The organism is Streptomyces sp. NPDC036764 (genome assembly GCF_055609385.1).
This window is the reverse complement of the sequence record NZ_JBVJPT010000006.1, coordinates 380,404-398,327: the sequence shown is the minus strand read 5'-3', so window position 1 is coordinate 398,327 and position 17,924 is coordinate 380,404. Positions and strand designations below refer to the sequence as shown.

The 17,924-nt window shown below is 70.8% G+C and carries 15 protein-coding genes; 8 read left to right on the top strand and 7 right to left on the bottom strand.

What is annotated here, in order from left to right; genetic code table 11:
* Positions 1 to 26: 26 nt before the first annotated feature.
* Entirely contained in the window at positions 27 to 725 is a 699-nt protein-coding gene (locus tag ACZ69Q_RS24650; protein WP_471045478.1) for a hypothetical protein, read from the bottom strand.
* Between the two features lie 89 nt (positions 726 to 814).
* Entirely contained in the window at positions 815 to 2,140 is a 1,326-nt protein-coding gene (locus ACZ69Q_RS24645; RefSeq protein ID WP_471045476.1) for a DUF2252 domain-containing protein, read from the bottom strand.
* A 201-nt stretch (positions 2,141 to 2,341) separates the two neighbouring features.
* On the opposite strand from ACZ69Q_RS24645, the gene dnaE reads away from it, so the two are divergent.
* The gene (dnaE, locus tag ACZ69Q_RS24640; RefSeq protein ID WP_471045474.1) at positions 2,342 to 5,881 is read left to right on the top strand and encodes a DNA polymerase III subunit alpha; all 3,540 of its coding nucleotides are present in this window, start codon (positions 2,342 to 2,344) and stop codon (positions 5,879 to 5,881) included.
* Positions 5,882 to 5,967: 86 nt separating this feature from the next.
* On the opposite strand, the gene ACZ69Q_RS24635 is transcribed toward dnaE, so the two are convergent.
* The gene (locus ACZ69Q_RS24635; protein WP_383416903.1) at positions 5,968 to 6,132 is read right to left on the bottom strand and encodes a hypothetical protein; all 165 of its coding nucleotides are present in this window, start codon (positions 6,130 to 6,132) and stop codon (positions 5,968 to 5,970) included.
* 245 nt (positions 6,133 to 6,377) lie between these two features.
* Here ACZ69Q_RS24635 and ACZ69Q_RS24630 point away from each other — a divergent pair, with 245 nt between their 5' ends.
* The 4 genes from ACZ69Q_RS24630 (at position 6,378) to ACZ69Q_RS24615 (ending at position 10,467) form a co-directional block, all read left to right on the top strand.
* A complete protein-coding gene (locus ACZ69Q_RS24630) occupies positions 6,378 to 7,598 on the top strand; it encodes an NYN domain-containing protein (protein WP_471045471.1) in 1,221 nt (406 codons plus the stop codon).
* Positions 7,599 to 7,786: 188 nt separating this feature from the next.
* Positions 7,787 to 8,761 (top strand): ABC transporter ATP-binding protein, encoded by a 975-nt coding sequence (locus tag ACZ69Q_RS24625; RefSeq protein WP_471045470.1) that lies wholly within the window; start codon positions 7,787 to 7,789, stop codon positions 8,759 to 8,761.
* Between the two features lie 88 nt (positions 8,762 to 8,849).
* Entirely contained in the window at positions 8,850 to 9,674 is an 825-nt protein-coding gene (locus tag ACZ69Q_RS24620) for an ABC transporter permease (RefSeq protein ID WP_471045468.1), read from the top strand.
* 34 nt (positions 9,675 to 9,708) lie between these two features.
* The gene (locus ACZ69Q_RS24615) at positions 9,709 to 10,467 is read left to right on the top strand and encodes a hypothetical protein (RefSeq protein WP_471045466.1); all 759 of its coding nucleotides are present in this window, start codon (positions 9,709 to 9,711) and stop codon (positions 10,465 to 10,467) included.
* Positions 10,468 to 10,629: 162 nt separating this feature from the next.
* On the opposite strand, the gene ybaK is transcribed toward ACZ69Q_RS24615, so the two are convergent.
* The 4 genes from ybaK to ACZ69Q_RS24595 all read right to left on the bottom strand — a co-directional run bounded on the left by ybaK (position 10,630) and on the right by ACZ69Q_RS24595 (position 14,734).
* A complete protein-coding gene (ybaK, locus tag ACZ69Q_RS24610; RefSeq protein ID WP_471045463.1) occupies positions 10,630 to 11,136 on the bottom strand; it encodes a Cys-tRNA(Pro) deacylase in 507 nt (168 codons plus the stop codon).
* A gap of 27 nt (positions 11,137 to 11,163) precedes the next feature.
* Positions 11,164 to 11,901: an LON peptidase substrate-binding domain-containing protein gene (locus ACZ69Q_RS24605; protein ID WP_471045461.1), complete on the bottom strand. Its 738-nt coding sequence runs from the start codon at positions 11,899 to 11,901 to the stop codon at positions 11,164 to 11,166.
* An 11-nt stretch (positions 11,902 to 11,912) separates the two neighbouring features.
* Entirely contained in the window at positions 11,913 to 12,959 is a 1,047-nt protein-coding gene (locus ACZ69Q_RS24600) for a hypothetical protein (RefSeq protein WP_471045459.1), read from the bottom strand.
* Positions 12,960 to 13,144: 185 nt separating this feature from the next.
* Complete coding sequence (locus ACZ69Q_RS24595; protein ID WP_471045456.1) at positions 13,145 to 14,734, bottom strand: oxidoreductase; 1,590 nt, start codon at positions 14,732 to 14,734, stop codon at positions 13,145 to 13,147.
* Positions 14,735 to 14,905: 171 nt separating this feature from the next.
* Here ACZ69Q_RS24595 and hisD point away from each other — a divergent pair, with 171 nt between their 5' ends.
* From hisD to hisB, 3 genes are read left to right on the top strand one after another with little or no spacing between them, the layout of a single operon-like run.
* Positions 14,906 to 16,231 (top strand): histidinol dehydrogenase, encoded by a 1,326-nt coding sequence (gene hisD, locus ACZ69Q_RS24590; protein WP_471045453.1) that lies wholly within the window; start codon positions 14,906 to 14,908, stop codon positions 16,229 to 16,231.
* A complete protein-coding gene (locus ACZ69Q_RS24585) occupies positions 16,228 to 17,334 on the top strand; it encodes a histidinol-phosphate transaminase (RefSeq protein ID WP_471045451.1) in 1,107 nt (368 codons plus the stop codon). The genes hisD and ACZ69Q_RS24585 overlap by 4 nt, the downstream gene beginning before the upstream one ends.
* Complete coding sequence (hisB, locus tag ACZ69Q_RS24580; RefSeq protein ID WP_471045448.1) at positions 17,331 to 17,924, top strand: imidazoleglycerol-phosphate dehydratase HisB; 594 nt, start codon at positions 17,331 to 17,333, stop codon at positions 17,922 to 17,924. The genes ACZ69Q_RS24585 and hisB overlap by 4 nt, the downstream gene beginning before the upstream one ends.

Sequence of the window (17,924 nt, the reverse complement as noted above, 5' to 3'; positions counted from 1 at the left end):
GTTCACGCGCGTCGGACGGACGCTGGTCACGCGCAGGTGAAGGCGGGGGAGCGAGGCGGTCCACGTCGTCCCAGGGAGTGCACGAGGAGGCGGCTGCGGGCGGCGGCCGTACGGTCGGTGGGGCGCGGCAGGCGGCGGGCCGGGGCGGTCGTCCGGACCGTCACCGCGGCGACCGCCGTGAGCAGCGGCCGGAACGTGGTCGCCGCGACCGCGCTCAGCAACTGGGCCAGGGCCCGCTCGCCGCGGCGCAGCCAGGCCGCGGCGAGGAGGCCGACGCCGATGTGGGCGCCGAGCAGGAGCCAGGCGGTGGCCGGGTCGACATGGCCGAGGAGACCGCCGAGCCGGTCCGGGTCGGTGCCGGTGACCTGCGCCAGCGGGGTGCCGACCTGGGTGCCGTCGCCGCACAGGACGTCCCAGCCGACCGAGGCCAGCGGGCCGGCGACCGGGCCGCCCGCCCTGCCGTAACAGACGTGCTGGCCGGTGGTGAGGACGGTGTCGGCGGCCAGCTCCAGCGGGATCAACAAGGCGGCGATCCGGCCGAAGGTCCGCTCGCGCCCGGCCAGGGCGTAGGCGAGGACGAACACGGTGGCCGTGAGCAGGGTCACCGTGTTCAGCGGCAGGGGTGCCCGGGACAGCAGCACGTGCGACGCGGTGCTCAGTGTCACGACGAATGCCGTGAAGAGCGCCGCGCGTACGGCTCGCAACTGGGTCCCGGATATGTCCATAGCGGTGGAGAGTGTGTCACGTGCTCCTGTAAGAGACCCCTAAAGGGTGCCTGTGAATGGCCGGGGAGCGACCGTGAGTGGCCTGTCCGTCACAGACCCGGGATCCGGCCGTTGCGGAACAGGTCCACGAAGATCTGGTGGTCGGCACGCGCGCGGGCGCCGTAGCCGTGCGCGAAGTCGACCAGGAGCTCCGCGAAGCCGTCCTCGTCGGCCGCGATGGCCGCGTCGATGGCACGCTCGGTGGAGAACGGCACCAGGGACTCGCCGGAGGTGTCGTCCGCCGCGGCGTGCATCGTGGCCGTGGCCCGGCCGAGGTCGGCGACGACCGACGCGATCTCCTCCGGGTCGTCGATGTCGCCCCAGTCCAGGTCCACCGCGTACGGCGAGACCTCGGCGACGAGCTGGCCCGCGCCGTCCAGTTCGGTCCAGCCCAGCCACGGGTCGGCGTGCGCCTGAAGGGCACGCTGGGAGATCACCGTGCGGTGGCCCTCGTGCTGGAAGTAGTCGCGCAGGGCCTGGTCCGTGATGTGCCGGGAGACGGCCGGGGTCTGGGCCTGCTTGATGTAGATCACGACGTCGTTCTCGAGGGCGTCGGTGTGGCCCTCCAGCAGGATGTTGTACGACGGCAGCCCGGCCGAGCCGATGCCGATGCCGCGGCGGCCGACGACGTCCTTGACCCGGTAGGAGTCCGGGCGGGCAAGGGACGCGTCAGGCAGCGTCTCCAGGTAGCCGTCGAAGGCGGCGAGGACCTTGTAGCGGGTGGCCGCGTCCAGCTCGATGGAGCCGCCGCCGGCGGCGAAGCGGCGCTCGAAGTCACGGATCTCCGTCATGGAGTCCAGCAGCCCGAAGCGGGTCAGCGCGCGGGCGTCGCGCAGAGCGTCCAGGAGCGGGCCCTGGGCGGTGTCCAGCGTGAACGGCGGTACCTCGTCGCTCTTGGCGCCGGTGGCCAGGGCGTGCACGCGCTCGCGGTAGGCGCCCGCGTAGATCCCCACGAGCTCGCTGATCTGGTCGTCGCCGAACGCCTTGGCGTACCCGACGAGGGCGATGGAGGCGGCGAAGCGCTTGAGGTCCCAGGTGAAGGGGCCGACGTAGGCCTCGTCGAAGTCGTTGACGTTGAAGATCAGCCGGCCGTTGGCGTCCATGTACGTGCCGAAGTTCTCCGCGTGCAGGTCGCCGTGGATCCACACGCGCGAGGTGCGCTCGTCCAGGTACGGGCCGCCGCGCTTCTCGGCGTCCAGGTCGTGGTAGAAGAGGCACGCCGTGCCGCGGTAGAACGCGAAGGCCGAGGCCGCCATCTTCCGGAACTTCACGCGGAACGCGGCCGGATCGGCGGCCAGGAGCTCGCCGAAGGCGGTGTCGAAGACCGCGAGGATCTCGTCGCCGCGCTGCTCGTCGTTGAGCTGGGGGACCGACATCGCTGGGTGCCTCCTGGTGCATGTGTACGACAGCGTTTCTGTCGTATCCAACGGGCGGGCCGACCGGAAAGTGCCCGCGGCCCTCGCTGTGAAGGTACGCGGGGGAGCCCCGCGAGTGTCAGTGCCGAGGCATAGACTTCGACGCTGTCCCCAGAAGTGTCCGTCCGCCTGTCACCGAGCGTTTTCCATGGAGGCCAAGCCGTGTCAAAGCCGCCGTTCACGCACCTGCACGTCCACACCCAGTACTCGCTGCTGGACGGTGCCGCGCGGCTGAAGGACATGTTCGACGCGTGCAACGAGATGGGCATGACGCACATCGCCATGTCCGACCACGGCAACCTCCACGGGGCGTACGACTTCTTCCACACCGCGAAGAAGGCCGGAGTCACCCCGATCATCGGGATCGAGGCGTACGTCGCCCCCGAGTCCCGGCGCAACAAGCGCAAGATCCAGTGGGGGCAACCACACCAGAAGCGGGACGACGTCTCCGGTTCGGGTGGTTACACCCACAAGACGATGTGGGCCGTGAACAAGACCGGCCTGCACAACCTCTTCAAGCTCTCCTCCGACGCCTATGCCGAGGGCTGGCTGCAGAAGTGGCCCCGCATGGACAAGGAGACGATCTCCCAGTGGTCCGAGGGGATCGTCGCCTCCACCGGCTGCCCCTCCGGCGAGCTCCAGACCAGGCTGCGCCTCGGCCAGTACGACGAGGCCCTGAAGGCGGCGGCCGACTACCAGGACATCTTCGGCAAGGACCGGTACTTCCTGGAGCTGATGGACCACGGCATCGAGATCGAGCACCGGGTCCGCGACGGCCTGCTCGAGATCGGCAAGAAGCTCGGCATCCCCCCGCTGGTCACCAACGACTCGCACTACACGTACGCGCACGAGGCGACCGCCCACGACGCCCTGCTCTGCATCCAGACCGGCAAGAACCTCTCCGACCCGGACCGCTTCAAGTTCGACGGCACCGGCTACTACCTGAAGTCCACGGACGAGATGTACGCCATCGACTCCTCGGACGCCTGGCAGGAGGGGTGCGCCAACACGCTCCTGGTCGCCGAGATGGTCGACACCACCGGCATGTTCGAGGCGAAGAACCTCATGCCGAAGTTCGACATCCCCGAGGGCTACACCGAGGTCACCTGGTTCCGCGAGGAGACCATGCGCGGCATGGAGCGCCGCTTCCCGGGCGGCATCCCGGACGACCGTATGAAGCAGGTCGAGTACGAGATGGACACCATCATCTCGATGGGCTTCCCGGGCTACTTCCTCGTGGTCGCCGACTTCATCATGTGGGCCAAGAGCCAGGGCATCGCGGTCGGCCCCGGCCGAGGCTCCGCGGCCGGTTCGATCGTCGCCTACGCCATGGGCATCACCGACCTCGACCCCATCCCGCACGGCCTGATCTTCGAGCGGTTCCTCAACCCCGAGCGCATCTCGATGCCCGATGTCGACATCGACTTCGACGAGCGTCGGCGCGTCGAGGTGATCAGGTACGTGACGGAGAAGTACGGCGCCGACAAGGTCGCCATGATCGGCACCTACGGCAAGATCAAGGCGAAGAACGCCATCAAGGACTCCGCGCGCGTGCTGGGCTACCCGTACGCGATGGGCGACCGCCTCACCAAGGCGATGCCCGCCGACGTCCTCGGCAAGGGCATCGACCTCGACGGCATCACCAACCCCTCGCACCCGCGCTACAGCGAGGCGGGCGAGATCCGGGGGATGTACGAGAACGAACCGGACGTCAAGAAGGTCATCGACACCGCGAAGGGCGTCGAGGGCCTGGTGCGGCAGATGGGCGTGCACGCCGCCGGCGTGATCATGTCCAGCGAGCCGATCGTCGACCACGCCCCGATCTGGGTGCGGCACACGGACGGCGTGACCATCACGCAGTGGGACTACCCGCAGTGCGAGTCGCTCGGCCTGCTGAAGATGGACTTCCTCGGCCTGCGCAACCTGACGATCATGGACGACGCCGTCAAGATGGTGAAGTCCAACAAGGGCATCGACCTCGACCTGCTGGCCCTGCCGCTCGACGATCCGACGACCTTCGAACTGCTCCAGCGTGGCGACACCCTCGGCGTCTTCCAGTTCGACGGCGGCCCGATGCGCTCACTGCTGCGCCTGATGAAGCCCGACAACTTCGAAGACATCTCCGCCGTGTCGGCGCTGTACCGTCCGGGCCCGATGGGCATGGACTCGCACACCAACTACGCCCTGCGCAAGAACAAGCTCCAGGAGATCACCCCGATCCACAAGGAGCTGGAGGAGCCTCTCGAAGAGGTCCTGGCCGTCACCTACGGCCTGATCGTCTACCAGGAGCAGGTCCAGAAGGCCGCCCAGATCATCGCCGGGTACTCGCTCGGCGAGGCCGACATCCTGCGCCGCGTGATGGGCAAGAAGAAGCCCGACGAGCTGGCGAAGAACTTCGTCCTCTTCCAGAAGGGCGCCCGCGACAAGGGCTACAGCGACGAGGCCATCCAGGCCCTGTGGGACGTGCTGGTCCCCTTCGCCGGCTACGCGTTCAACAAGGCGCACTCCGCCGCGTACGGCCTGGTGTCGTACTGGACGGCCTACCTCAAGGCGAACCACCCCGCCGAGTACATGGCCGCCCTTCTGACCTCCGTCAAGGACGACAAGGACAAGTCGGCCGTCTACCTGAACGAGTGCCGGCGCATGGGCATCAAGGTGCTCCCGCCGAACGTCAACGAGTCGGTCCACAACTTCGCAGCCCAGGGCGACGACGTGATCCTCTTCGGCCTGGAGGCCGTGCGCAACGTCGGCACCAACGTCGTCGAGTCGATCATCAAGAGCCGCAAGGCCAAGGGCAAGTACGCCTCCTTCCCCGACTACCTCGACAAGGTCGACGCGACCGCGTGCAACAAGCGCACCACCGAATCGCTGATCAAGGCGGGCGCGTTCGACAGCCTGGGGCACACCCGCAAGGGCCTCACCGCGCACTTCGAGCCGATGATCGACAACGTGGTCGCGGTCAAGCGCAAGGAGGCCGAGGGCCAGTTCGACCTCTTCGGCGGCATGGGCGAGGAGGAGAGCAACGAGCCCGGCTTCGGACTCGACGTCGTCTTCACCGACGACGAGTGGGACAAGACCTATCTGCTCGCCCAGGAGCGGGAGATGCTCGGTCTGTACGTCTCCGACCACCCGCTCTTCGGCCTGGAACATGTGCTGTCCGACAAGGCCGACGCGGGCATCGCCCAACTCACCGGCGGTGAGCACGCGGACGGCGCGGTCGTCACCATCGGCGGCATCATCTCGGGCCTGCAGCGCAAGATGACCAAGCAGGGCAACGCCTGGGCCATCGCCACCGTCGAGGACCTCGCCGGTTCCATCGAGTGCATGTTCTTCCCGGCGACGTACCAGCTCGTGTCGACCCAACTCGTCGAGGACGCCGTGGTGTTCGTCAAGGGCCGCCTCGACAAGCGTGAGGACGTGCCGCGGCTGGTCGCGATGGAGCTCCAGGTCCCCGACCTGTCCAACGCGGGCACCAACGCGCCGGTGATCCTCACCATCCCGGCCACCCGGGTCACCCCGCCGATGGTGAACCGGCTCGGCGAGATCCTCAGCCACCACAAGGGCGACAGCGAGGTCCGGATCAAGCTCCAGGGCCCGACGAAGACAACGGTTCTACGGCTGGACCGGCACCGGGTGAAGCCCGACCCGGCGCTGTTCGGTGACCTGAAGGTGCTGCTCGGGCCGTCCTGCCTGGCCGGCTGAGCCGAGTCGTGCGAGAGGGGCGCACCCCGCGCGTCGGGTGCGCCCCTCTTCGTGTGCCCGGGCTGCAACAGCCCGTCATGCGTATGTCAGTTGTGGCCGAAGCGCTTCTGCTTGCCCTTGCGTGCCATGTCGGCGGGAGTCACCTGCGGCATGTGCTGCTCGGTCTGCGCCTCCATCGAGGAGCGCTGCGCCTGCTGCTGAGCACGTTCGGACTGCGGCTGCTTCCGGTCCTGCTTCTTGTTCTTGGCCATGGTGATCTGCCTCCTGTGGGGACTAGGGGCCAGGGCCGGGACCAGATTCACATAGGCTGATAAAGAACGCATTTCGGATAATTACCGTGTGTGACAGCGGTTGTCGGGGCGTGAGGAATGGCGCGCCGCGGGTCCGATACCCCGAAACGCCACGCCGAAGATCGAGTTCGGCCCGTTAACCCCCGCGCGGTCGGGCAGACTCGAAGGAAGCCCAAAGCAAACCTCCCGGGAAGAGGGTGAGTCGCGTGGACCGCTGCATCGTCCTGGTGGACGCCGGGTATCTGCTGGGGGCCGCCGCCAGCCTGCTCGCCGGGGAACCCTCCCGGTCCCGGATCACGGTCGACCACACCGCCCTCATCCAGGGGCTGCGCGAACGCGCCGAGTCCGACACCCAGCAGCCCCTGCTGCGGATCTACTGGTTCGACGGCGCCCCCGACCGCGTTCCCCAGCCCGAGCACCGCAGGCTGCGCGTGATGCCCCGGGTCACCGTCCGGCTCGGCGCCCTGACCCGCAGCGACGGCCGCTGGGCGCAAAAGGGCGTGGACGCCGCGATGCACGCCGAGCTCACCGAGCTGGCCCGCAACCGCGCCTGCTCCGACGTGGTGCTGGTGACCGGGGACGGTGATCTCCTGCCGGGCATGATGGCCGCCAAGGAGCACGGCGTCGCCGTACACCTGTGGGCGGTGCAGGCCGCCGACGGTGACTACAACCAGTCCGAGGATCTGGTCGCCGAGGCCGACGAACGGCGCGTGCTGGACCGTACGTGGATCACCAAGGCCGTACGCGCCAAGGAGCTCAGCGGGGTGTGCGCGCCGCCGCCCGTGCCCCGGCCGGAGATCGCCGCGATCCTGTCCGCGCCGCTGCCCGACTCCGCGCTCGGCGCGGCGACCGAGCGGCCCCCCGCGGAGGTCGAGCACGCCGCGCCGGCCACCGCCTCGGAGAACGGCACCCAGGAGCGGGTTCCGGCGCCCAAGGGCGTGCCCACGCCGAAGGATCTCGCCGCCCTGCGCGCCCCCGGCGTCCAGCCGGCCCAGCACCCGCCGAACGCGACGCTGCGCTGGTCCTCCGACAAAGGGTGGGTCGACCGGCCCGGTGTCGCGGCCGAGCCGGCCGAGGCCGCGTCCATGCCGACGCTGGCGCAGTTGACCACGGCGGAGCAGCGATGGGCCGACCGCGAGGAGGACATCACCACGGTCGGCGGCGATCCGTACGAGGTGGGGCAGGTCTTCGCCCGGCGGTGGATGGAGCGGCTCGGGGATCAGGGCCATCTCCAGCGGCTGTCCGGGATGTATCCGCGGATTCCGCACCGGATCGACGGCGAGCTGCTGCGCTACGCGGCCCGGTTCGGGCTCCTCGCGCACAAGGACGACCAGATCGACGAGCACGACCGGTACGCGATCCGGGCCGGGTTCTGGCGCGAGATCGATGTGCGGACGGCCGCGGAACACGCTCCGGTGGGAGAGTGACTTCCTCCCGGTGCCGCCCCGGTTGAGCGCCGTTGCGGTGGATTTATCGGCACCGGGAGATTTGTGCCCGCGAGCTGTCGGTTTGTGCCGAGTGGACGACCCGAGGGCGGATCGGACCTGTGGACCCCGTAGTCTCGTCCCTTGTGAGTAAGCGCGCGGCACAGGCATTTCGGCACGATGGTGAGGTCGTGTGTGCCGTGCGCGGGCTGACCAAGACCTATCCGGCCGTGCGCGCACGACGCGGGGCGCCCGGGACTCCCGAGGTGCGCGCCACCGACGACGTACGGCTGGACATCCGGCGCGGCGAGATCTTCGGGCTGCTCGGCCCCAACGGCGCCGGCAAGACCACCCTCGTACGGCAGCTCACCGGGCTGATGCGGCCCGACGCCGGCAGCGTCGAGATCCTCGGCCACGACATCGTGCGCCACCCCGAGCGGGCCGCGCGCATCCTCGCCTACCTCGGGCAGGAGTCGACCGCCCTCGACGACCTGACCGTGTCGCTCGCCGCCGAGACGACCGGGCGGCTGCGCGGCCTGGACGCACGCCGGGCCCGCGACGAACGCGACGCCGTGCTCGACGAGCTGGGCCTCGGGCCGCTCGCCGGGCGTCCGATCAGGAAGCTGTCCGGCGGCCAGCGCAGGCTCGCCTGCTTCGCCGCCGCGCTGGTGGGGGAGCGGCCGCTGCTCGTGCTCGACGAGCCGACCACCGCGATGGACCCGGTGGCGCGGCGGTCCGTCTGGTCGGCCGTGGACCGGCGCCGGGCCGAGTACGGCACGACCGTGCTGCTCGTCACCCACAACGTCATCGAGGCCGAGACCGTGCTCGACCGGGTCGCCGTGCTCGACCGGGGCCGGGTGATCGCCTGCGACACGCCGTCCGGGCTCAAGGAACGCGTCGCCGGCGAGGTCCGGGTCGAGCTGCTGTGGCGGGACCGGGCGCCGCTGGACGTGCCCGAGGTCGCCGCGCTCCAGGACCGGGTCGTCGAGTCCGGGCGCCGCTGGACGCTGCGGCTCGCCCCCGAGGAGGCCCGCGCGGTCGTGGCCACCGTCACCGGCGGGGCCGCCTTCGCCGCGCTGGACGACTTCACGCTCGCCACGCCGAGCCTGGAGGACGTCTATCTGTCGCTGGGCGGGGCCGCGCAGCAGGGGTTGGTGAAGGCGTGAGCAGGCAGACCGCCGTATCCGTACACAACGCCGTACGGAACAGGGCCACCTCCCGAGTGATCCTCCGTGTGAAAGGGAGCAGCGCCACGTGAGTGTCGTACCCGCCGAGGTTCTGCCGGGCAGCGCCCTGGCCGTGGACGAGACGGCCGGCCGGGCCGCGGCCGAGCTCGGGCCGCGTGCGCGGCTGTGGCCGTCGCTGTGCGCCGTGTACCGGGCGCAACTGTCCCGGGCCCGGGTCGCGCGCATCCCGCTGCTGTTCGTGGCGACCTTCCAGTCGATCGGGATCATGATCCTGATGCGCGGGGTCGTCGACGGCGGCGCCGAGGCTCAGGCCGTGGTCGCCGGTTCGGCGGTGCTCGTCGTGGCCTTCGTCGCGCTGAACCTGCTCGCGCAGTACTTCGGGCAGTTGCGGGCCAGCGGCGGGCTCGACCACTACGCCACCCTGCCGGTGCCGCCGGCCGCGGTGGTGCTGGGGGCGGCCGGGGCGTACGCGTCCTTCACCGTGCCGGGGACCGTGGTGACCGCCGTCTTCGGATGCGTGCTTTTCGGGCTGCCGATGGCGCATCTGTGGGTGCTCATCGCGGTGATCCCGCTGGCCGGGGCCGCGCTCGCCGGACTCGGGGCGGCACTCGGGCTGCTCGCCCCGCGCCCCGAACTGGCCACGCTGCTCGGCCAGCTCGGCATGTCGGCGGCCCTGCTGCTGGGCGTGCTGCCGGCCGACCGGATGCCGGAGGCGGTGCGCTTCGCGCGGGACCTGCTGCCCTCGACGTACGGCGTGGAGGCGTTCGCGCGGACCTTCGGGGAGCGGCCGGACTGGGCGTTCGTACTCGCAGACCTGGCCGTGTGCGGGGTCGTCGGCGTCGTCTCGCTGGCCGTGGCCACCTGGGCGTACCGTCGGGCGGCCGTCCGGTGACGCGCCGCACAGAGACGCCTGGCACGATGGCAGAGTGACCGCTCCGCTGACTCCTCCACCGCCGCCGCGTGAACCGTCCCCGAACGGGGGGTGGCAGCAGCCCGCTGCCCGGCACGCGGCCGCCGTGCCGCCGCATGACGCCATATCCGGTGCCCCGGGCGGGATACCGGGCCATCCTGGCTCTCCCGGCCCGTACGGCATGTATGGCTCGTACGAACAGGACGGTCCCGGAATGAAGACCGAACTGCGAGAAGCCGCAATCGTCACGGTGGTGGTGGCGCTCTTCGGCGCGCTGCTCGGCGTGCTGTGGTGGTGGCTGGCGCCGAGCGTGCCGCTGGTCGGCGACGTCGTCGACAAGAGCTGGGTCGTCTACTTCAAGGACTCCGAGGGGGAGCAGGCCATCGGGGTGGACGGAACGTTCACTCTGCTCGCGCTGGCGTTCGGCCTGGTCAGTGCGGTCGCCGTGTTCCTGTGGCGGCGGCGCGGAGGCGTGCCGCTGGTGATCGGGCTGGCGGTCGGGGGGTTCCTCGGGGCGCTGCTGGCCTGGTGGCTCGGGGTGCGGCTCGGGCCCACGCAGGACGTGATCGCCCACGCCAAGGAGGCGGGCAAGGGCGTCGCGTTCTCCGCGCCGCTGAAGCTGGGGGCAAAGGGCGCGCTGCTGGCCTGGCCGCTGGCCGCGCTGGTCGTCCACCTCGGGCTGACGGCGCTGTTCGGGCCCCGGGACGCGGACCCGTATCAGCAGCACCCGCCGCAGGTGCAGCCGAAGGACCCGTACGGGGCACCGCAGGCCTAGGGTCCGGGATGCCCAGGGGGCCGTGGCCCCCCGGGCCGGTGGATCGTCATGCCGGGCGGCGTCCGTGGTTCGAGCGGCCCTTCTTGATGCGCCACTTTCGTTTCCGCGTTTTCTTCGACATGTCCCTCGTACTTAACCGAGGACACCCCCGCCGTCGAGAGGTCACGCACGCCCGATGGGCGCGAGGACCGCTTCCGTGAGCTTCGCGAGGTCCTCGGGGGCCAGCTCCACCTCCAGGCCGCGACGGCCCGCCGAGACGCAGATCGTGGCGTGGGCGGAGGCCGAGGCGTCCAGGACCGTGCGGAGCTTCTTGCGCTGGCCCAGTGGGGAGATGCCGCCGCGCACATAGCCCGTGGTGCGTTCCGCGAGGGCCGGGTCGGCCATCGCCGCGCGCTTGCCGCCGACCGCCGACGCCAGGGACTTGAGGTCGAGCTGCCCGGCCACCGGAACCACCGCCACGGTCAGGCTGCCGTCCACGTCCGCCACCAGTGTTTTGAAGACCCGGTCAGGAGACACGCCCATCGCCTGAGCGGCCTCCTCGCCGTACGAGGGGTGGGCGGGGTCGTGGTCGTAGGAGTGGACGGAGTAGGCGACGCCCGCGGCCGTCAGGGCGACCGTCGCGGGAGTGCCGCCCGCCTGCTGCTGGTTCTTCTTCGACTTCTTCGCCATGGTGGCCGGTTCCCCAGAGGTCGTGCGTCAGTTGAGACTCGTCGGGCCGCGCGTCAGGTCCGACGACGGCAGCGAGGGCAGGCTACGGATGATCGAGGTCTCGGTGCGAAGGAGTTTCAGCTCGTCGCGCAGCCGGGACGCGGTGTCCGGGGCCTGGAGCAGGCGCTGCTTCGTCGGGGTGTCGAGCATCATCGCGGCCGCCACCAGGTAGGAGACCACCGAGGGCTGGTCGGGCAGCTCGGCCCCCGTGGACAGGGAACGTTCACGGGCGCCCGCCAGACGCTTCTGGTACTGCCGGAACGCGCGTAGCACGCCCTCGGCAAGCGCCCCCGCCTCGTCGCCCGGCTCCTCCTCCAGCTCCTGGAGCTCCGCCGTCAGGAACGGGCCCGAGGCGTCCACCGACACCAGCCGCACCCGTGTCGTTCCCGTCGCCAGCACCTCGAAGGTGCCGTCGGCCCGCTCCCGGATCGTCGCCGCGTCCGCCACACAGCCCACCCCGTGGAAGGCCTTGACCGGGTCCGGGCCGAAGCCCGCGGCGGGCCCGCGCTCGGGCAGCGCCGTGGGGTCGGGCATGCCGGGGGCGCTGGGGGCCACCTCGTGGCCGTCGCGGATCGCCACGACGGCGAAACGGCGCGGCTCCTCCTCGGGAGTCTTCAGCAGCTCGCGCATCATGGCGCGATACCGCTCCTCGAAGATGTTGAGCGGCAGCACGAGTCCCGGGAACAGCACCGAGTTCAGGGGAAACAGCGGAAGGCGGACGGTCACGGCGCCAAAGCCTAGTGGTCGCCGGAGTGAACGCGTCCGCCGCGCCCACTGTGTGGATGTCCGCCGCCGGCCCCCGGCGCGGCGGAGGCGGCCGCCCGTCGCCGTACCTCGTCGCGCATTTCCAGGAACCGGCCCAGCGGATCGTCCGAGAGCCTGCCCCACGGGAAGGAGGTGGCGTACGGCCCGATCAGTGTGAGCTGCTCCAGGGCGTCCTCCCAGCGGCCCAGCCGCACCAGCACGTACGTCAGCTTGTTGCGGATCGCGCCCGGCCACAGGTCGGCCGCCGGGAACCGGGCGGACAGCGCGACGGCCCGGTCGGCAGCCGCGTCCAGCCGCTCGCGCGGCACGCCCGGACCGCACTCGTCGTCCAGGTAGGCGAGGACGGCCCGGGTCGGCAGCGCCTGTACGAGGGAGTCGGCGGGGGCGTCCTGCGCGGCTCGGTCGGCGAAGTCCAGGCACTCGCGGTGCGAGCCGTGCCAGGAGGACGCCAGGTAGCGCAGGGCCGCCACATGGCAGCCGTAGTGGCGCGGGGCGCGCCGCAGCGCCGCCTCCCACAGCTCCCCGAAGTAGGTGTGGCCGGCGCGTGAGCCGCGCGCGTGGTCCAGGGCGATCCGCCAGGGCACCGGGTCGCGGTCGTCGGTGCGTGCGGCGGCGGTGATGAGCGGGCTCACCCCGCGCAGCACCTCGGCCCGGGCCGGTGAGCCCCAGGCGCGGTCCACCGCGAGCTGGGCCCTGATCAGAGTTGCGTCCGGGTCCTGCGGGGCCGCCGCGTACCAGGTCTGAAGCCACTCCGGCCGCGAGTGCGCGAAGGCCGCTAGGTGCAGCGTGTAGCGGTCGCGGTACTCCCACTCCGCCCGCTGCCGCGTGTGGGCGAGCAGTGCGGCGGCGGGCTCGTACTCGCCGCGCCCGGCCGCGACCAGCGCGGGGCCGAGCCGGTCGTCGGGTGCGTCGAGAAGCACCTCGTCGTCGGCGGGGAGTGCGACGGCGGGGTTCTCCGCGGTTCTTGTCGTCCGGGACGCACGGCCGAACGGAAGCATCAGAGCCATGGTGTCGACCATTGAAAGTCCGCTGGTCACGCCGCGCCAGAGGGAACGGCCAAGACGTCGAAAGTTGTACGCCCACAGGTCAAGAACGGGTAAAGGCCAACGGTTCAACAACTGTCCGGACATCTAAGTCATCGACTCAGTGGTCCCACCGATCCCACCGATCCCACCGATCCCACCGATCCCACCGCCGTCGCGGGTCAGTTCCGCCGCAGCATGCGCGTGGCTCCCGTCGCCACGGTCGTCGCCAGGATCCAGCCGAGCAGGATCATCGCCGCGGCCAGCCACTGCCAGGCCCCGCTGAGCTGCCAGAACCCGACCTGGCCCAGGTCGATGACGGGAAGCAGCAGGTCGAGGGCGAACAGCGGAGGGTTCCAGGCCGGATGCTCGCCGCCCTTGATCGGCGGATGGTCGGCATGGGCGAACGCCACCGAGCTCGCCGCCCACAGCACTGCCATCCACACCGCGGCCCGGCCGGGCCGGTATCCGTAGGCGACCATCCAGTCCTGTGCGTAGCCCCACAGCTTGGCCGCCGGCGGCAGCGTCTCGCGCCGACGGCGCTGCTTGGCGAGCAGCACCTCACGCGCGTCCTCGTCCTCGCCGCCGGCCCGCAGCACCGAGGCGAGGCGCTCGTACGGCTCCGGGTTGTACTCGGCGGTCGCGGCGGCCACCCACTGCAGCCGCCGCTCCAGCGGGAACGGGCCGCGCGGCACGAGGTTCTCGTAGGTGAAGCCGCTCATGTGCAGCAGCCCGGGTTCCGGCCAGGCGTCCGCGCGGTCCATCAGGTTGACGATCCGCGCCCCCGACAGCACCACCCCGCCGCGCTCCGGCCGCTCCCCGAGGAAGCGCAGCTCGGGCGTCTGGATGCGGCGCAGCGACAGCTCCTGCTCGTCGGTGAAGGTGAACCGGGCCCGCTCCAGGTCGACCGCGTCCCCGAACCGCCCGTCGTCCAGCCGCACCCCGCCCTGGCATGCGAACCGCTGGATGCGCGTCCCGCGCGCGGGGGTGCGGCCGCTCAGCATCGGACTGCCGACGCCGGCCGGGGTCATGTACAGCGTGCGCCCGACGGTGAGCTGGGGCGCGTTCAGTGCGAGCCGCGTGTACGGGTTGACCAGCCGGGCGCCGCGCAGGCTCAGCGACACGCCGATGGTGGCGCCGCGCAGGCTCAGCTCGCCGTGCGACTCCAGCATCTCGGCCTGGAGGTCCTGGCCGACGCTGATGCCGTCCGCGGCGATCGAGCGGCCGCTGCGGTCGCGGTAGACGATCGCCTGGTTGAGCAGCAGATCCGTGCCGATGTGGGCGTCGGTGAGCCGTACGCCGTTGTGGAACCGGCAGCGCGGCAGATGCAGGTCGCCCTCGGTGTGCACCCGCGCCGCCTCCAGGCGCGGCACCGCGCAGTCCACGAGCCGTACGGTCGTGAAGCGGGCCTCCGGCAGCAGGATCTCCCGGTCGAAGCGGCAGCCGCGCAGCTCGACGTACGGCACCACCGTGCCGCCCGCGAGGTCCATCGGGTCGCTGATCCGCACGCCGACCAGCTTCAGCGAGGACACCCGGCCCGCGAGGGCGGGCGGCCCGTCCAGCAGCAGCCAGCAGATGATCCGCGCGCGCACGGTCCGGTCCGGGCCCCAGGGATGCCCGCCGTGCGGGTCGTCGACGACCGTGTCGCCGCTGCTCAGGTCGTACACGCTGCCGTTGCGGAAGGCCTGCCACATGCCGAGCTCTGCGGGTGTCAGGTCGTTCGGCAGGTCGTCCGGCAGGTCCCCGTCGCGGAGACCGCCCCGTTCGGTCACTTTTCGCCCATCCCCCTCAGCTACTCGCGGGTTTAGTACAACCGTTCATGCCCGCTGCGTGACGCCCCGAACGCTAGACGTGAAGAGGATCTTCCGGGTTCCGGCGGCGGTCTGTATCAGCCATTGATACGCGCGAACGACGCTGGACCCGGGTCTGAGAGAATTGCACCCGTGATCTCCCGAATCGATCTGCGCGGCGACGCCCTTCCCGAGGGACCCGCCCTGCGCGACCTGCTGCCCCGAGCCGACTTCGACGTCTCGGCCGCCCTGGAGAAGGTGCGTCCGATCTGCGAGGCCGTGCATCATCGGGGCGACGCGGCGCTGATCGACTTCGCGGAGAAGTTCGACGGGGTCAGGCTCGACCAGGTGAGGGTGCCCGCCGAGGCCCTCGACAAGGCACTCGCGGAGCTCGACCCGGCCGTGCGCGCGGCTCTGGAGGAGTCCATCCGCCGCGCCCGTCTCGTCCACCGCGAGCAGCGTCGTACGACGCACACGACCCAGGTCGTGCCGGGCGGCTCGGTGACCGAGAAGTGGGTGCCGGTCGACCGCGTCGGGCTGTACGCGCCCGGCGGTCGCTCCGTCTACCCGTCCTCCGTGATCATGAACGTCGTCCCGGCCCAGGAGGCCGGCGTCGAGTCCGTCGCGCTCGCCTCGCCCGCCCAGGCCGAGTTCGGGGGTCTCCCGCACCCGACGATCCTCGCCGCGTGCGCGCTGCTCGGCGTCGACGAGGTGTACGCCGCCGGCGGCGCCACGGCCGTCGCGATGTTCGCGTACGGCACCGAGTCGTGCCCGCCCGCCAACATGGTCACCGGCCCCGGCAACATCTGGGTCGCCGCCGCCAAGCGCTACTTCACCGGCAAGATCGGCATCGACGCCGAGGCGGGCCCGACCGAGATCGCGATCCTGGCCGACTCCACCGCCGACCCCGTACACGTCGCCTCCGACCTGATCAGCCAGGCCGAGCACGACCCGCTGGCCGCCGCCGTCCTCGTCACCGACTCCGTCGAGCTCGCGGACGCGGTCGAGAAGGAGCTGGAGCCGCAGGTCGCGGCCACCAAGCACATCGACGACCGGATCGTGCCCGCCCTCAAGGGCCGGCAGTCCGCGATCGTCCTGGTCGACGGCGTCGACGAGGGCCTGAAGGTCGTCGACGCGTACGGCGCCGAGCACCTGGAGATCCAGACCGCCGACGCAGCCGCCGTGGCGGACCGCGTGCGCAACGCCGGCGCGATCTTCATCGGGCCCTGGGCGCCGGTCTCGCTCGGCGACTACGCCGCCGGCTCCAACCACGTCCTGCCCACCGGCGGCTGCGCGTGTCACTCCTCGGGCCTGTCCGTCCAGTCCTTCCTGCGCGGCATCCACATCGTCGACTACACGCGGGACGCGCTGGCCGAGGTCGCGCATCACGTGGTGACGCTGGCGGAGGCGGAGGACCTGCCGGCGCACGGCGCGGCGGTCAAGGCTCGGTTCGGTTGGAAGGTTCCAGAAGGCAAGTGACAGGCATCGACGATCTCCCCGTACGGGACGAGCTGCGCGGCAAGTCCCCCTATGGCGCGCCCCAGTTGGACGTCCCCGTACGGCTGAACACCAACGAGAACCCCTACCCGCTGCCCGATGCGCTGGTCGAGCGGATCGCCGAGCGCGTGCGTGAGGCGGCCCGCAACCTCAACCGCTACCCGGACCGGGACGCGGTCGAGCTGCGCACCCGGCTCGCCGAGTACCTGACGGACACGTCCGGCCACGAGGTCGGCCTCGCCAACGTCTGGGCGGCGAACGGTTCCAACGAGGTCATCCAGCAGCTTCTGCAGACCTTCGGCGGACCGGGCCGCACGGCGATCGGCTTCGAGCCGTCGTACTCGATGCACGGGCTCATCTCGCGCGGCACCGGCACCGGCTGGATCTCCGGCCCGCGCAACGACGACTTCACGATCGACGTCGCCGAAGCCGGGAAGGCGATCGCCGAGCACCGCCCCGACGTCGTGTTCATCACGACGCCCAACAACCCCACGGGCAACGCGGTCCCGCGCGAGACCGTCCTCGCGCTGTACGAGGCCGCGCAGGCCGCGAAGCCCTCGATGGTCGTGGTCGACGAGGCGTACATCGAGTTCAGCCACGGCGACTCGCTGCTGCCGCTGCTCGAAGGTCGGCCGAATCTCGTCGTCTCCCGGACGATGTCGAAGGCCTTCGGCGCCGCCGGCCTGCGCCTCGGCTATCTCGCCGCGCACCCGGCGGTGGTGGACGCCGTCCAGCTCGTACGGCTGCCGTACCACCTGTCGGCCGTCACCCAGGCGACCGCCCTGGCCGCCCTGGAGCACACCGACACGCTGCTGAAGTACGTCGAGCAGCTCAAGTCCGAGCGGGACCGGCTGGTCGCCGAACTGCGGGCCGCCGGGTACGAGGTCGTGGAGTCCGACGCGAACTTCGTGCAGTTCGGCAGGTTCGAGGACTCGCACACGGCCTGGCGGAAGATCCTCGACCGGGGTGTCCTGGTCCGGGACAACGGCATCCCGGGATGGCTGCGGGTGTCCGCCGGAACTCCCGAAGAGAACGACGCGTTCCTCGACGCGGTACGTGAGTTGAAGAAGGAGCTGAACGCATGAACCGCGTAGGACGCGTGGAACGAGTCACGAAGGAGACCTCGGTCCTCGTCGAGATCGATCTCGACGGATCCGGCAAGGTCGATGTGTCGACCGGCGTCGGCTTCTACGACCACATGCTCGACCAGCTCGGCCGGCACGGTCTGTTCGACCTGACCGTGAAGACCGAGGGCGACCTGCACATCGACTCCCACCACACCATCGAGGACACCGCCCTCGCGCTGGGCGCCGCCTTCAAGCAGGCCCTCGGCGACAAGGTGGGGATCTACCGCTTCGGCAACTGCACGGTCCCGCTGGACGAGTCCCTCGCCCAGGTCACCGTCGACCTGTCCGGCCGCCCCTACCTCGTGCACACCGAGCCCGAGAAGATGGCGCCGATGATCGGCGAGTACGACACCACCATGACCCGGCACATCCTGGAGTCCTTCGTCGCCCAGTCCCAGATCGCGCTGCACGTGCACGTGCCGTACGGGCGCAACGCCCACCACATCGTGGAGTGCCAGTTCAAGGCGCTGGCGCGGGCGCTGAGGTACGCGAGTGAGCGTGACCCGCGCGCGGCAGGCATCCTTCCCTCGACGAAGGGTGCGCTGTAA